General features: G+C 63.8%; 10 protein-coding genes and 4 tRNA genes. 8 read left to right on the forward strand and 6 right to left on the reverse strand.

Annotation, left to right across the window (positions count from 1 at the left end; translation table 11 throughout):
- Nucleotides 1–5 precede the first annotated feature (5 nt).
- From D7325_RS08905 to rloA3, 7 genes are all read left to right on the forward strand, one after another.
- A tRNA-Ser gene (locus D7325_RS08905) sits at nt 6–95 on the forward strand.
- Nucleotides 96–231: 136 nt separating this feature from the next.
- The gene (gene gacA / locus D7325_RS08910) at nt 232–876 is read left to right on the forward strand and encodes a response regulator transcription factor GacA (RefSeq protein WP_120995210.1); all 645 of its coding nucleotides are present in this window, start codon (nt 232–234) and stop codon (nt 874–876) included.
- Complete coding sequence (uvrC, locus tag D7325_RS08915; RefSeq protein WP_120995211.1) at nt 877–2,697, forward strand: excinuclease ABC subunit UvrC; 1,821 nt, start codon at nt 877–879, stop codon at nt 2,695–2,697. It begins immediately after the preceding gene.
- Between the two features lie 32 nt (nt 2,698–2,729).
- Nucleotides 2,730–3,287 (forward strand): CDP-diacylglycerol--glycerol-3-phosphate 3-phosphatidyltransferase, encoded by a 558-nt coding sequence (gene pgsA, locus D7325_RS08920; protein ID WP_120995561.1) that lies wholly within the window; start codon nt 2,730–2,732, stop codon nt 3,285–3,287.
- A gap of 66 nt (nt 3,288–3,353) precedes the next feature.
- Nucleotides 3,354–3,429 (forward strand) — tRNA-Gly (locus tag D7325_RS08925).
- Nucleotides 3,430–3,469: 40 nt separating this feature from the next.
- A tRNA-Cys gene (locus D7325_RS08930) sits at nt 3,470–3,543 on the forward strand.
- Between the two features lie 301 nt (nt 3,544–3,844).
- Entirely contained in the window at nt 3,845–4,366 is a 522-nt protein-coding gene (gene rloA3, locus D7325_RS08935) for a retropepsin-like aspartic peptidase RloA3 (protein ID WP_120995212.1), read from the forward strand.
- A gap of 149 nt (nt 4,367–4,515) precedes the next feature.
- On the opposite strand, the gene D7325_RS08940 is transcribed toward rloA3, so the two are convergent.
- The 5 genes from D7325_RS08940 to D7325_RS08960 form a co-directional block, all read right to left on the reverse strand.
- Nucleotides 4,516–4,602 (reverse strand) — tRNA-Leu (locus D7325_RS08940).
- A gap of 122 nt (nt 4,603–4,724) precedes the next feature.
- The gene (locus D7325_RS08945; RefSeq protein ID WP_425452291.1) at nt 4,725–5,705 is read right to left on the reverse strand and encodes a TRAP transporter substrate-binding protein; all 981 of its coding nucleotides are present in this window, start codon (nt 5,703–5,705) and stop codon (nt 4,725–4,727) included.
- 289 nt (nt 5,706–5,994) lie between these two features.
- On the reverse strand, nt 5,995–7,428 hold the full coding sequence (locus D7325_RS08950) for an efflux transporter outer membrane subunit (RefSeq protein WP_120995214.1): 1,434 nt from the start codon (nt 7,426–7,428) through the stop codon (nt 5,995–5,997).
- Complete coding sequence (locus tag D7325_RS08955) at nt 7,425–10,598, reverse strand: efflux RND transporter permease subunit (protein WP_120995215.1); 3,174 nt, start codon at nt 10,596–10,598, stop codon at nt 7,425–7,427. The genes D7325_RS08950 and D7325_RS08955 overlap by 4 nt, the downstream gene beginning before the upstream one ends.
- Nucleotides 10,599–10,690: 92 nt before the next feature.
- Nucleotides 10,691–11,917, reverse strand: coding sequence for an efflux RND transporter periplasmic adaptor subunit (locus D7325_RS08960; protein WP_120995216.1), 1,227 nt, complete (start codon nt 11,915–11,917; stop codon nt 10,691–10,693).
- 281 nt (nt 11,918–12,198) lie between these two features.
- Between D7325_RS08960 and D7325_RS19365 the strand changes: the two genes are divergently transcribed.
- Nucleotides 12,199–12,333: a hypothetical protein gene (locus D7325_RS19365; protein ID WP_281273510.1), complete on the forward strand. Its 135-nt coding sequence runs from the start codon at nt 12,199–12,201 to the stop codon at nt 12,331–12,333.
- A 75-nt stretch (nt 12,334–12,408) separates the two neighbouring features.
- Here D7325_RS19365 and D7325_RS08965 read toward each other — a convergent pair whose 3' ends face one another.
- The gene (locus D7325_RS08965; protein ID WP_120995217.1) at nt 12,409–13,326 is read right to left on the reverse strand and encodes a LysR family transcriptional regulator; all 918 of its coding nucleotides are present in this window, start codon (nt 13,324–13,326) and stop codon (nt 12,409–12,411) included.
- Nucleotides 13,327–13,337 lie beyond the last annotated feature (11 nt).

A 13,337-nucleotide genomic window follows, 5' to 3' on the forward strand; every position in this document is an offset into this window, starting at 1 on the left:
TCTGCGGAGGTGTGGCCGAGTGGTTTAAGGCAGCGGTCTTGAAAACCGCCGAAGGGGAAACTCTTCCGTGAGTTCGAATCTCACCGCCTCCGCCATATCTCGCTTCCCCGCGCAAATCAATCAGCATCGCCTCGCCGCCCCCGGCTGTGTCCGGACGCCGCCCTTTTTTGCTAGAGTGCGCCTTTCGCTGGGGTTGTCGTTCGACCCTTCGTTCGCAAGATGAGGTGTGGCTTGATTAGGGTGCTTGTGGTCGATGATCACGATCTGGTTCGTGCTGGCATCGTCAGGATGCTTGCTGACATCGACGGGGTTCAGGTCATCGGGCAGGCTGATTCCGGTGAGGAAGCGATCAAGCGTACCCGCGAGTTGAAGCCAGACGTTGTGTTGATGGACGTCAAGATGCCAGGCATCGGTGGGCTGGAGGCGACACGCAAGCTTCTTCGCAGTCATCCCGATCTCAAGGTTATTGCGGTGACGGTTTGTGAGGAAGATCCGTTCCCCACTCGACTTCTGCAGGCCGGTGCGGCCGGGTACCTGACGAAAGGTGCCGCGCTGGGAGAAATGGTCCAGGCGATACGCCTCGTCTTCGCCGGGCAGCGCTACATCAGTCCGCAGATAGCCCAGCAGCTGGCTTTGAAATCCTTCCAGCCGCAGGTGAATGGCTCGCCATTCGATCTGCTATCCGAGCGGGAAATTCAGATCGCGTTGATGATCGCCAACTGCCACAAGGTCCAAGCCATTTCCGACAAACTTTGCCTGTCGCCGAAAACGGTCAATACCTATCGCTACCGGATCTTCGAGAAGCTCTCCATAACCAGCGACGTCGAACTCGCATTGTTGGCAGTGCGGCATGGCATGGTGGACAACGTCAACTAGATGGCCAGTTTCGACCCGGCTGAGTTTCTTGCCGCATGCAGCGGTCGTCCAGGCGTTTACCGTATGCTCGATGGCGACGGCAAATTGCTTTACGTGGGCAAAGCGAAGAATCTCAAGAAGCGGCTGAGTAGCTATTTTCGACAAACTGGCCTGGTGACCAAGACCAGGGCGCTGGTTGCACGTATCGCCCAGATCGAAACCACCATCACGGGTAATGAAACCGAGGCGCTGCTGCTCGAGCAGAGCCTGATCAAGCAATGGCGGCCGCCCTATAACATCCTTCTTCGCGACGACAAGTCGTATCCATACGTTCATCTATCGGATGGCGACTTTCCGCGGTTGAGCATTCACCGGGGCGCCAAGAAGGCGGCTGGACGTTATTTCGGTCCCTACCCGAGTGCCGGTGCCATCCGGGAGAGCCTGGCCCTCCTGCAGAAAGCGTTTCAGGTGCGCCAGTGCGAGGACAGCTATTACCGTAACCGTACTCGTCCGTGCCTGCAGTATCAGATCAAGCGATGCAAGGCGCCTTGCGTGCAGTTGGTCGAACCGGACGAGTATGCAGTCGACGTTCGTCATTCGATCATGTTCCTGGAAGGCCGGAGCAATGCGCTGGCCGAAGAACTATCGAAAGCCATGGAGGCGGCGGCTGGCGAACTGGATTTCGAGCTTGCGGCGAGCATACGGGACCAGATCGGTATCATCCGACGGGTTCAGGACCAGCAGAACATCGAAGGCGGTAGCGGCGATATCGACGTGGTGGCTGCGGTAGCGAGCCCGGGCGGCGCCTGTGTCCATCTGGTGACGGTGCGTGGTGGGCGCGTGCTGGGAAGCAAGAACTTTTTTCCGCAGGTCGCCGTCGAGGAAAGCGCGGCGGACGTCCTGCTGGCCTTCACGGAGCAGTATTACCTCGGCAGTTTGGAGCGCGACTTTCCGACCGAAATCATCGTCAATGCGATACACGAAGACATCGGTGTGTTCGTCGATGCTTTCGCTGCGGTTCATCAGCGTGAAATCGGCATCGCCCATCGAGTGCGTGGCACCCGGGCTCGCTGGCAGCAGATGGCGCTCACCAATGCCGAGCAGGCGATGGCTGCGAGGCTGGCCAACCGGCAGCACCTGTCGGCGCGTTATCTCGCCCTGGCCGATGCGCTCGGGCTCGATGAACCGCCCAAGCGCCTGGAGTGTTTCGACATCAGTCACTCCAGCGGGGAAGCGACCGTCGCGTCCTGTGTCGTGTTCGGTCCGGAGGGGCCACTCAAGTCGGACTATCGCCGATTCAATATCGAAGGCGTGACGGCGGGGGATGACTACGCGGCGATGCACCAGGCGCTGACCCGGCGTTTTCGCAAGGCCTCGGAGGAGGGGAGCAAGCTTCCCGACGTGCTGCTGGTCGATGGCGGAAAGGGCCAGCTGAACATGGCGCGCGAGGTGCTGCAGGCGTTGAACGTTCCGCCGTTCGTCCTGTTGGGCGTAGCCAAAGGGGTGACGCGCAAACCTGGCCTGGAAACGCTTTATCTGAACGATGCCGAGCATGAGTTCACCTTGCCGGGTACGTCGCCAGCGCTGCACCTCATCCAGCAGATACGGGACGAGGCGCACCGCTTCGCGATAACCGGGCACCGAGCGCGTCGAGGCAAGGCGCGTCGCAGCTCCAGCCTCGAAGACGTGCCGGGCGTAGGCCCCAAGCGTCGGCGCGAACTGCTGAAGCACTTTGGGGGTCTTCAGGAACTGTGCAGGGCGAGCCTGGACGAGATCGCCAAGGCGCCGGGAATCAGCAAGAAGCTCGCCGAGTCGATTTATGCAACGCTGCACAGTGAATAATCTTCCGTTAAACCAGTGGATCGGTCGTGCTGATGAACATCCCTAACCTTTTAACGCTCCTGCGCGTCGCCCTGATCCCTATCTTCATCCTTCTGTTCTACCTGCCTTTCGGCTGGAGCTACCTGGCCGCTTCCTTCGTGTTTCTGATCGCCGCATTGACCGATTGGCTCGATGGTTATCTTGCAAGGCGCCTTCAGCAGAGTACGCCGTTCGGTGCGTTTCTCGATCCCGTCGCTGACAAGCTAATGGTGGCCGTCGCCTTGGTACTGCTGGTGGAAGAACATGCGAACCTTTGGTTGAGTCTGCCGGCAACGATCATCATCGGCCGCGAGATTGTCGTGTCGGCATTGAGGGAATGGATGGCCGAACTCGGTGCCCGGGCCCAGGTTGCGGTGTCCAATCTGGGCAAATGGAAGACTGCGGCTCAGATGACGGCGCTGGTCATCCTCTTGGGTAATCCGCCGACTATGAGTGCGTGGGTCTGGCTGGGTTACGCGCTACTGGTGGTTGCGGCCGCGCTGACGCTCTGGTCAATGGTTGCCTACCTGATGGCTGCATGGCCGCACCTCACGACCGAGCGGCGCTCATAAAGCTTTTTTTAATCAAGGGCTTGACGGGAAGCCTCAAGCCGATAGAATGGCGCCCGTCACCACGACGCGGGAATAGCTCAGTTGGTAGAGCACGACCTTGCCAAGGTCGGGGTCGCGAGTTCGAGTCTCGTTTCCCGCTCCAAATTATTCGATGACGCCGCTTATGCGGCGTTATTGTTTACGGCGCGATAGCAAAGCGGTTATGCCCCGGATTGCAAATCCGGTTAGACCGGTTCGACTCCGGTTCGCGCCTCCAGTCAATAAAGCCCCAAGTGCTTAGCACTTGGGGCTTTTTGTTTGTGCTCGTTTCGATGTGCCATCGATCCTCGGCTGGACGAATAGTGCGGCCCGCAGGCCAGCTATCAGATATCTCACTTTCCTGAAATGACGACCCTCGATCAGCGCGAGGGTCGCATAGCCTTCGCACGTGCAAGCGATTAGGGATCAGAGGCTCACGCCTCCTCGGGCTAGCGAATCGGCATCAGGCAGGCTATCCGACGGAACATCTTCAGGCTGACCGACTCAACAGTGCGTCCAATTACTGTCTGAGGATCGACATGCCATCGAACAAGCATCCCGAACGCCGCCTTGCCCTTGGTGTTTGTCTTCTTGCCGCAGCCCAGTGGCTGGCCTTGCCCGCGTATGCCGATACGAAGAAGGTTTTCGGCTGGGTCGAAGAGGGCCTGGTATTTCCTGACAAGGTAGCCACCAAGTTCAAGCTCGATACCGGCGCGCTGACGTCGTCGATTCACGCCGAGAATATCGAGCGGTTCGAGAAAGACGGCGAGGACTGGGTGCGCTTCACATTGGAGCTCGACGATATCGATACGGAAGAGGAGGTCGAAAATCGCATAGAGCGCAAGCTGGTGCGCGATCTGACCGTCCGTGGCGCCGCCGGTGCGGAGGATCGTCCGGTGGTCATGATGAAAATCTGCCTGGGCGACCAAGTGTTCGAGGAGCAGTTTTCGCTCAATGACCGGGACAAGATGAACTACCCGGTGCTGCTTGGGCGACGGACGCTGGACAAGCTGGGCCTGGTCGACACGACCAAGACATTCACGGTCGACCCAAGCTGCTAGCCAAGAAGGTGGCAAAAAGGCGTCGGCAGGCTGTAGCGCGTAAGGGTGTAGGCGTGCCCAGGACGGGCGGGGAGGGACGAGTTGCGGAAAAAATGAGTAGTGCAGAAATGGCAGTGGTTCTGCTTGATCGCTAGAACCCGCGTGGTTACTGGTGCCCGGAGCCGGGGTCGAACCGGCACGATGTTGCCATCGAGGGATTTTAAGTCCCTTGCGTCTACCGATTTCGCCATCCGGGCCAGGAAATGTGCAGGTTCGGTCTTTGATGCGGGCCGGGACTATAACGAGCTGACCTGCGTCATGCAACAAGGAGGTCAGGCGCCAGCCGCAGGGCCGGCGCCATGGGGCACGGGCGGCGCGATCAGTGATTTACCCGTTCGGCGGCGCGGATGATGTCTGCGCCAATAACCGGCTCGAACTGCTTCCAGACCGGACGCATTGCCTCGCGCCAGGCCATCCGCTCTTCGCTGGAGAGCGTCAGGATTTGCGCTTTCCCCGAGCGCATGATCTGTTCCCGATGCGCCTGGTTCAGTGCTTCGGCCTCCTTGTTCACCTCGTACGTGACCTCGTCGATGATGGTCTCCAACTCGACGCGAACCCGGTGCGGGATGCTGTACCAGAAGCGATTGTTGGCGACGAGCATGTAGTCGAGCACCCCGTGGTTGGACTCGGTGATGTACGGCTGAACGCTATGCAGGTTCTGGCTGTGTAGGTTCGACCAGGGATTCTCGGCGCCCTGAACCGTACCCGAGGCAAGCGCCTGATAGACCTTGGCGAACGGCAGCTTCTGAGTCGGCGCACCCAGTTGCCCGAACTGGGCCTCCAGCACGGCTGATGGCTGGATGCGGAAGGCCAGCCCGCGGGCGTCCTCAGGACGGCGCAGCGGCTGAGTCGCCGACAGCTGCTTCATGCCGTTATGCCAGTAAGCCAGGCCGGTGATGTTGTGATCTTCCATCGAGCGCAGCAGGTGGCGTCCCTGTGAGCGCTTCTGGAAGCGATTCACGGCCTCGAGGTCATCGAACAGGAACGGCAGATCGAAGACCTGCAGCTGCTTGGTGTACGCATCGAACTTGGCCATGGAAGGCGCGAGCATCTGCACGTCGTTGTTCTTTAGGGCCTGCAACTCGTTGGCGTCGCCATACAGCGTGGAGTTCGGGTAGACCTCGACGCGGACTTCACCCGCCAGGCGCTCTTCCACCAGACGCTTGAACATCAGTGCGCCTTTGCCTTTGGGCGTCGTTTCGGCAACGACGTGGGAAAACTTGATGACGATCGGTTCGGCGCTGACGTTAGCGCTAACCAGAGCAAGCACACAGCTGGCCATCAGGAGGATGGGCTTGATCATGAAAGTCCCTTTTTCTTTTTTGGGGTTGGCAGTGGGTCCCGGCGTGAGCGGGTCGGCTTTCAGCAGCAGGCTTATGCCAAAGAATCGGCGCCATAAGAAGCGTTTTTTGGAGCGAAGTCGTACGATGACTTCGGTTGCGGAAAGCGATCACATTTTCCGCAGGGCATGTTGCCGCTTGATGGCAACACCCCGGCCGGCACCGCTTCGAAAGATCGAACGGCACCGGCTGACGGCAGCGATGGAGGCCTGAATCAGGAGATGGGTGCTGCTTCTACCAGTCGTTTCGTTAAAGCGATTGCACCGATGCGTTCTTCTTCCGTCCGGCAACGACCTCCGGCTGATCCAGCAGGCCACCGCCCAGCGCCTTGTAGATGGCGACGACACCCTGATACAGCGCGACCTCCGCCTGGGCTTGCGCATCCTCCGCGGCCAGCCGCTCGCGCTCGGCATCCAGCAGCACCAGGTAATCGACGGTACCTTCGCGGTAGCGAATAGCCGCCTGTTCGGCAGCGGCACGGCTAGCTTCGGATTGGCGGATCAGCGCGAGCAGGCGCTCCTGAACGCGCGCATAGTCGCTGAAGGCGTTGTCCGCCTCTTCCAGGGCGATCAGCACCTGTTGTTCGTAGCGGGCCAGCGAGGCGTCGGCGCCGGCCTCTGCCTGGCGCAGCCGAGCGCGCACGCTGCCGAGGTCGAATGCCGGCCAGGTCAGCAAGGGCGCGACACTCCAGGCGCGCGCGGCGCTCGAACCGATCTGCGAACCGCGCCCGGCGGTGAAGCCGAGAAAGCCAGACAGGCTCACGCGGGGGAACAGGTCGGCGGTCGCCACGCCGACGTCTGCCGTCGCGGCCGCCAGCTCGCGCTCTGCGGCACGAACGTCAGGCCGACGGCGCAGCAGTTCCGCCGGATCGCCGATGGCCAGCTGCTTGGCGATCGCTGGCAGGTCCCGAGGCGCAAGCTCCAGGGCGAGCGAGTCCGGCCGTTGACCGAGCAGTGTCGCCAGGCGATTGCGCGCGCGCACCTGCTCGGCCTGAAGCGGTGGCAGCGAGGCTTCGGTCGCCGCCAGACGCGCCTCGGCGCGCATGACGTCCAGCTCACTGCCGATACCTGCGTCGCGCAGTTCAGCCGTCAGTTGCCGGGAAGACCGCTGGTTCTCCAGGTTGGCGCGAGCGATGCGTTCGCGAAGCTGCGCACCGCGCAGGCGACCGTAGGCATCGACCAGCTCGGCGATCAGGCTGACCTGCACCTGCTCGAGCTCGGCGCGGGCCTGGCCGATCTGTGCTTCGCTCGATTCGAGCTGACGCTGAATCCGCCCGAAGAGGTCGATTTCCCAGGCCATGTCGAGGCCCAGGTCATACCGCTCGGCATTGGTGCGCGTATCGCTGAAACCGGGTTGCTGGCCCTTGCCGATCTCCGCCTCGGCGCGGCTTCCGACCACCGGGAGCCGGTCATTGGCGGTGTCGTCGCGCAACGCGCGAGCCGCTTGCAGGCGCGCAAAGGCGATCCGCAATTCACGGTTGCCTTGCAAGGCCTGGGCGACCAGGCGGTCGAGCGTCGGGTCCTCGAACTGTCGCCACCAGGCGGCTTCGAAGCGGCCGTGGTCGAAGCCGGCGGCCTCGGCGCGAGGCAGCTCGGCCGGTTCCGGCTGCGGCGCCCGGTAGTCCGGGCCGACGACGCAGCCGGCCAGAAGCAATGGCAGCAGCGCAGGTGCAAATACCTTCATGCGTGACTCTCCTCGAAGCGTGCGGCCTTGCGCGCCTGGCGCCGTTCGACGAAGGCGCGGATGACCAGATAGAAGACGGGCGTGAGCAGCAAACCGAAGAAGGTCACGCCGATCATTCCGCTGAACACGGCGACACCCATCGCATGGCGCATTTCGGCACCGGCTCCGGTGGAGAGCACCAGCGGCACCACGCCCATGATGAAGGCGAAGCTGGTCATCAGGATCGGGCGCAGACGCAGCCGGCAGGCCTCGAGCACAGCGGCGAGCCGATCCATGCCTTCTTCCTGTTTGTCCTTGGCGAACTCGACGATGAGGATCGCGTTCTTGCACGCCAGGCCGACGAGCACGATCAGGCCGATCTGGGTGAACACGTTGTTGTCGCTGCCGGCGAGGATGACGCCGGTGATCGCCGAAAGCAGCGTCATCGGCACGATCAGGATCACCGCGAGCGGCAGGCTCCAGCTCTCGTACTGCGCGGCCAGCACCAGGAAGGCCAGCAGCACGCACAAGGGGAAGACGAACGCCGCGGTGTTGCCGGCGAGAATCTGCTGGTAGGTGAGCTCGGTCCACTCGTAGGTCATGCCGTTGGGCAGCTCGGCCTCCAGCAGACGCTCCATCGCCGCCTCGGCCTGGCCGGAGCTGTAGCCCGGTGCCGGCGCGCCGTTGATTTCGGCGGTGATGAAGCCGTTGTAGTGCATCACGCGGTCAGGGCCGGCCGTGTCGCTGATCTTCACGAAGGTCGACAGCGGAACCATCTCGCCGCGATCGTTACGCACCTTGAGCTGGCCGATCTGCTCCGGTGACAGCCGGAACTGCTGATCGGCCTGGACGTTGACCTGGTAGGTACGGCCGAAGCGGTTGAAGTCGTTGGCGTACAGCGAGCCGAGGTAGACCTGCATGGTGTCGAAGATGTCGTCGATCGCCACGCCGTGGGTCTTGGCCTTTTCGCGGTCGATGTCGGCATCGATCTGCGGCACGTTGACCTGATAGCTGGTGAACAGGCCGGCCAGCTCCGGGTAATCGGCGCTCTTGGCGATGACGTTCTGCACCTGCTTGTACAGCTCCTCGTAGCCGAGATTGCCGCGATCCTGCACCTGCACGCGGAAGCCCCCGATGGTGCCAAGCCCCTGCACGGGCGGCGGCGGGAAGATGGCGATGAAGGCGTCCTGGATCTGCGCGAACTGGCCGTTCAGGTCCGCTGCGATGGCGTTGGCCGAGAGCGACGGGTCCGTGCGCTGATCGAAGGGCTTGAGCGGGGTGAAGACGATGCCGCTGTTCGGGCTGTTGGTGAAGCCGTTGATCGACAGCCCGGGGAAGGCCACGGTGTTCTCCACGCCGGGATGCTTGCCGGCGATCTCCGACATGCGCTTGATCACGTCCTCGGTGCGATCCAGCGTGGCGGCGTCCGGCAGCTGGGCGAAGGCGACCAGGTACTGCTTGTCCTGCTGCGGGACGAAGCCGGTCGGCGTGGTGGCGAAGCCCAGGTAGCCCAGCCCGACCAGCCCGACGTAGAGCACCAGGGCGATGCCGCTGCCGCGCAACACGCGACGGACCACGCTGACATAGCCATGGCTGGCGCGATCGAACACGCGGTTGAACGGCCCGAACAACCAGCGGCCGAACAGGCGATCCAGCAGCCGCGAGAAACCGTCCTTCGGCGCATCGTGCGAGCGCAGCAGCGCCGCCGCCAGCGCGGGCGAGAGCGTGAGCGAGTTGAATGCCGAGATCACCGTCGAGATGGCGATGGTCAGCGCGAACTGCTGGTAGAACTGGCCTGTCAGGCCGGAGATGAAGGCGGTTGGCACGAACACGGCGCACAGCACCAGCGCGGTCGCGATGATCGGTCCGGTCACTTCCTTCATCGCCTGCTTGGTGGCTTCGACCGGCGACTTGCCGAGCCCGATGTTTCGCTCGACGTTTTCCACCACGACGATGGCGTCGTCCACCACGATGCCGATCGCCAGCACCAGGCCGAACAGCGACAGCGCGTTGAGCGAGAAGCCGAACAGATGCATCACGGCGAAGGTACCGATCAGCGACACCGGCACGGCCGCCAGCGGGATGATCGACGCGCGCCAGGTCTGCAGGAACAGGATCACCACCAGCACCACCAGCACGATGGCCTCGATCAGGGTATGCACCACCGCCTCGATGGAGCCGCGCACGAAGATGGTCGGGTCGTAGACGATTTCGTAGTCGACGCCTTGCGGGAAGCTCTGCTTGAGCTCGGCCATCCGCTCGCGCACCAGGTCCGAGATGGCGATGGCGTTCGAGCCCGGGCTCTGGAAGATCGGGATGGCGACCGCCGGCTGGTTGTTCAGCAGCGAGCGCAGGGCGTACTGGCTGGAGCCGAGCTCGATGCGAGCGATGTCCTTCAGGCGGGTGATGGCACCGTCCGGGTCGGCCCGCACGATGATGTTCTCGAATTCCTCTTCGGTGACAAGTCGGCCCTGGGCATTGATCGACAGCTGGAAGCTGTTGCCGCCATCGACCGGCGGCGCGCCGAGCGAGCCGGCCGCGACCTGGCGGTTCTGCTCACGGATGGCGTTCACCACATCCATCGCGGTGAGGTTGCGCGAGGCGACCTGGTTCGGGTCGAGCCAGACGCGCAGCGAGTAGTCGCCGAGGCCGAACAGCTGGACGTCGCCCACGCCTTCGAGTCGTGCCAGCTCGTCCTTGACGTTGATCGCCGCGTAGTTTGACAGGTAGAGCATGTCGTAGCGCTCGTCCGGCGAGGTCAGGTGCACCACCATCGTCAGGTCGGGCGAGGCCTTGTCGACCGTCACACCCAGGCGCTGGACCTCGGTGGGCAGGGTCGGCATGGTCCGGGTGACGCGGTTCTGCACCTGCACCTGCGCGGTATCCAGGTCGGTGCCGAGCGCGAAGGTGATGGTCAGCTTGAGCTTGCCGTCGGCCGTTGCCTGCGACGACATGTAGAGCATGCCCTCGACGCCGACGATGGCCTGTTCGAGCGGCGAGGCGACCGTCTCGCCGATCACCTTGGGATTGGCGCCGGGGAAGTTCGCCTGCACCACCACGGTCGGCGGCACGACTTCGGGGTATTCGCTGATCGGCAACTGGAACAGCGAGATGGCGCCGCCGATCAGGATGATCAGCGAGAGCACGGCGGCAAAGATCGGCCGCAGGATGAAGAACTGGGAAAAGTTCATCGGGACATTCCTTCGTGACGCTCGGCAAGGGGTGTCCTGTCCCGCCTGGCGGGGCGGGATGGACAGGGCTCGGTTGGCTTGGAGGTTGCTGATCAGCTACGCGGACTGTCGCCTGCCTGGCGCTGCGCGAGGCTGGTGTTGGCGAGCTCGACGGCCTTTCGCTGGCGGGCCAGCGCGGCAAGGGTTTCATCGCTCGCCATCGGCACCGGCTCGGCTTGCACCGGCATGCCCGGACGCACCCGCTGCAGGCCGTTGACGACGATGCGATCGCTCGGCGCCAGGCCGTCACGCACGATGCGCAGCCCCTCGAGCTTCGGGCCGAGCGTGACGGCGCGGTAGTCGAGCGTGCCGTCGTCCTTGAGCACCAGGACGAACTTCTTGCCCAGGTCGGTGCCGACGGCCTCGTCCTGGATCAGCATGGCGTCGTAGGTCGCGCTGCCGACCAGCTTCAGCCGGGCATACAGGCCGGGCGTGAACAGGCCTTCGCGGTTATCGAAGACGGCCCGGCCGCGGATGGTGCCGGTGCGGGGGTCGACATGGTTGTCCATGAAATCCATGTGGCCCAGGTGCGGGTGGCCCTGTTCGTCGGTCAGCCCGAGGTAGACCGGGGTCTCCTGGCCGCGATCGCCCTGGCGTGCGAGGTCCCGGTACTTGAGGTAGATGCGCTCGTCCGCCTCGAAGTAGGCGTACACCTTGTCGGTGGAGACGAGGCTGGTGAGCAGCGTTTCACCGGCATTGACCAGATTGCCGGCGGTCACCTCGGCACGCCCGACCTGACCATCGATCGGTGCGGTGATGCGGGTGAAGGACAGGTCGAGCCGGGCCGATTCGAGCTGGGCCTCGATGGCCGCGACCTGCGCCCGCGCTTCCTGAGCGGCGCTCACGCGCGCCTCGGCCAGTTCGGCGGAGATCGCATTGCGCTCACGCAGCCGCTGGCCGCGCTCGGCCTCGCTGGCGGTGCGCCGCTGTTGCGCGCGCGCCTGGCTCAGCAGCGCTTCGAGTCGCTTGACCTCGGCCTGGAACGGCCGCGCATCGATCTGGAAGAGCAGGTCGCCCTTGCGCACGCGCGAGCCTTCCTCGAAGGAAACCCGGTCGATGTAGCCGGATACGCGCGGTCGCAGCTCGACCGTTTCGGGCGCCTCCAGCCGGCCGGTGACTTCGTCCCACTCGACGACCGGCTGCTGGATGACCTGGGCGACGCTGACGGCCGGTGCCGGCGGTGCGCTTTGCGCCTGCTCGGTCTTGGGGTCGCACGCCGCCAGCACCAGGGCGACCAGGGCGATGAAGGGAAGTTGCAGGGGCTTGAGTGACTGATCCATGTGGGCTCCGCAGGTCAAAGGGGACTCGACGATGGCGGGAGTGTGCGAGCGCGATCGCTCGGGTTCGAATCGAACGAGACGAAGGTAACTATCAGTGGCGCTGATAATCCCCGCATGGCAGGACGGGCGGCGCGGAAACGGGCCGTCGGCCGGCGGCCGTCAGGTCCATGCTCGTTGCGAGCCAACGCTGGCGCTGCCCGCGATCCTCGATTTCAGGCGGTCCAGGCCACACGCGATGCGCCGCAACAAGCCCCTGCAACCTGCCATGGGAGGACCCGGCCATGAGCAAAGGAATGGACAGCAAGAAGAAGGTGATGAAGAAGCCGCTGAAAAGCGCTCAGGAGAAGCGCGCGGCCAAGCGCGCGAAGAAGGCGGGCACAGGCTCCGCGGCGGGAATACACGCCGCAACCCGCTGAACGATCGATTGACGACGCCCCGTCCGGCCTGGCCGGGGCGTCGTTCTGTCCATTGGTATCGCGCGGCCTGTATGCCTAGAGGCTGTCCGGGTCGCCGACGAACATCTGAATGCGTGAGCGCAGCCAGCGTTCGGCGGGGTCGTTGTCCTGCGCGCCACGCCAGGCCATCGACAGCTCGAAATCCTGGCTGGTCTTGAACGGCAGGGGCTCGGCCCGCACGCCGCCCATCGCCGCGAGCGCGGTGGCGGCATAGTCCGGCACGGTCGCGATAATGTCGGTCCCGGCCAGCAGGCTGCCCAGGCCATTGAATTGCGGCACTGCCAGCACGACCTTGCGCCGACAGCCATGCAGGGCCAGCTCGTCGTCGATATAGCCGTTCAGATCGCCGGCGAAGGACACCATCGCATGCGGCCGCGAGCAGTAGTCCTCCATGCTCAGCGGACCGGGAATCGAATCGGCGCGCAGCAGCATCGGCGTCGGACGGCGCAAGACCTTGCGCTTGGCGTTGGCCGGCAGGTCGTCGGTGTAGCTGACGCCCACCGAAATCTCGCCCGAGGCCAACAGGCTCGGCATCAGCAGGTAGTTGGCGCGCCGCACCACCAGGACGACTCCGGGCGCTTCGGCACGCAGACGGCGCAGCAGGGGCGGCAGCAGGGCGAATTCGACCTCATCGGTCAGGCCGATGCGGAACACCAGCTCGCTCGTGGCCGGGTCGAAGGTGGAGGCCCGGCTGATGGCCGTCGAGATCGAATCCAGCGCCGGCGAGAGGAGGGTGAAGATTTCCTGGGCGCGCGCCGTCGGCTCCATGCTGCGCCCGGTGCGCACGAATAGCGGATCGTCGAATAGCGAGCGCAACCGCGCGAGCGCCGCGCTGATGGCCGGCTGGCCGAGAAAGAGCTTTTCCGCCGCCCGGGTCACGCTGCGCTCGTGCATCAGCGTCTCGAACACGATCAGCAGGTTCAGGTCCACGCGGCGAAGATCGTTGCGGTTCATCCTGGCTCGTC

It is taken from the genome of Stutzerimonas urumqiensis, from assembly GCF_003640395.1.
GTDB lineage: Bacteria > Pseudomonadota > Gammaproteobacteria > Pseudomonadales > Pseudomonadaceae > Stutzerimonas > Stutzerimonas urumqiensis.

Excerpts from the sequence above, each read along its gene's own strand:
- uvrC (WP_120995211.1), top strand. The coding sequence starts at position 877 with ATGGCCAGTTTCGACCCGGCTGAGTTTCTTGCCGCATGCAGCGGTCGT.
- pgsA (WP_120995561.1), top strand. The coding sequence starts at position 2,730 with ATGAACATCCCTAACCTTTTAACGCTCCTGCGCGTCGCCCTGATCCCT.
- rloA3 (WP_120995212.1), top strand. The coding sequence starts at position 3,845 with ATGCCATCGAACAAGCATCCCGAACGCCGCCTTGCCCTTGGTGTTTGT.
- D7325_RS08950 (WP_120995214.1), bottom strand. The coding sequence starts at position 7,428 with ATGAAGGTATTTGCACCTGCGCTGCTGCCATTGCTTCTGGCCGGCTGC.
- D7325_RS08955 (WP_120995215.1), bottom strand. The coding sequence starts at position 10,598 with ATGAACTTTTCCCAGTTCTTCATCCTGCGGCCGATCTTTGCCGCCGTG.
- D7325_RS08960 (WP_120995216.1), bottom strand. The coding sequence starts at position 11,917 with ATGGATCAGTCACTCAAGCCCCTGCAACTTCCCTTCATCGCCCTGGTC.
- D7325_RS19365 (WP_281273510.1), top strand. The coding sequence starts at position 12,199 with ATGAGCAAAGGAATGGACAGCAAGAAGAAGGTGATGAAGAAGCCGCTG.
- D7325_RS08965 (WP_120995217.1), bottom strand. The coding sequence starts at position 13,326 with ATGAACCGCAACGATCTTCGCCGCGTGGACCTGAACCTGCTGATCGTG.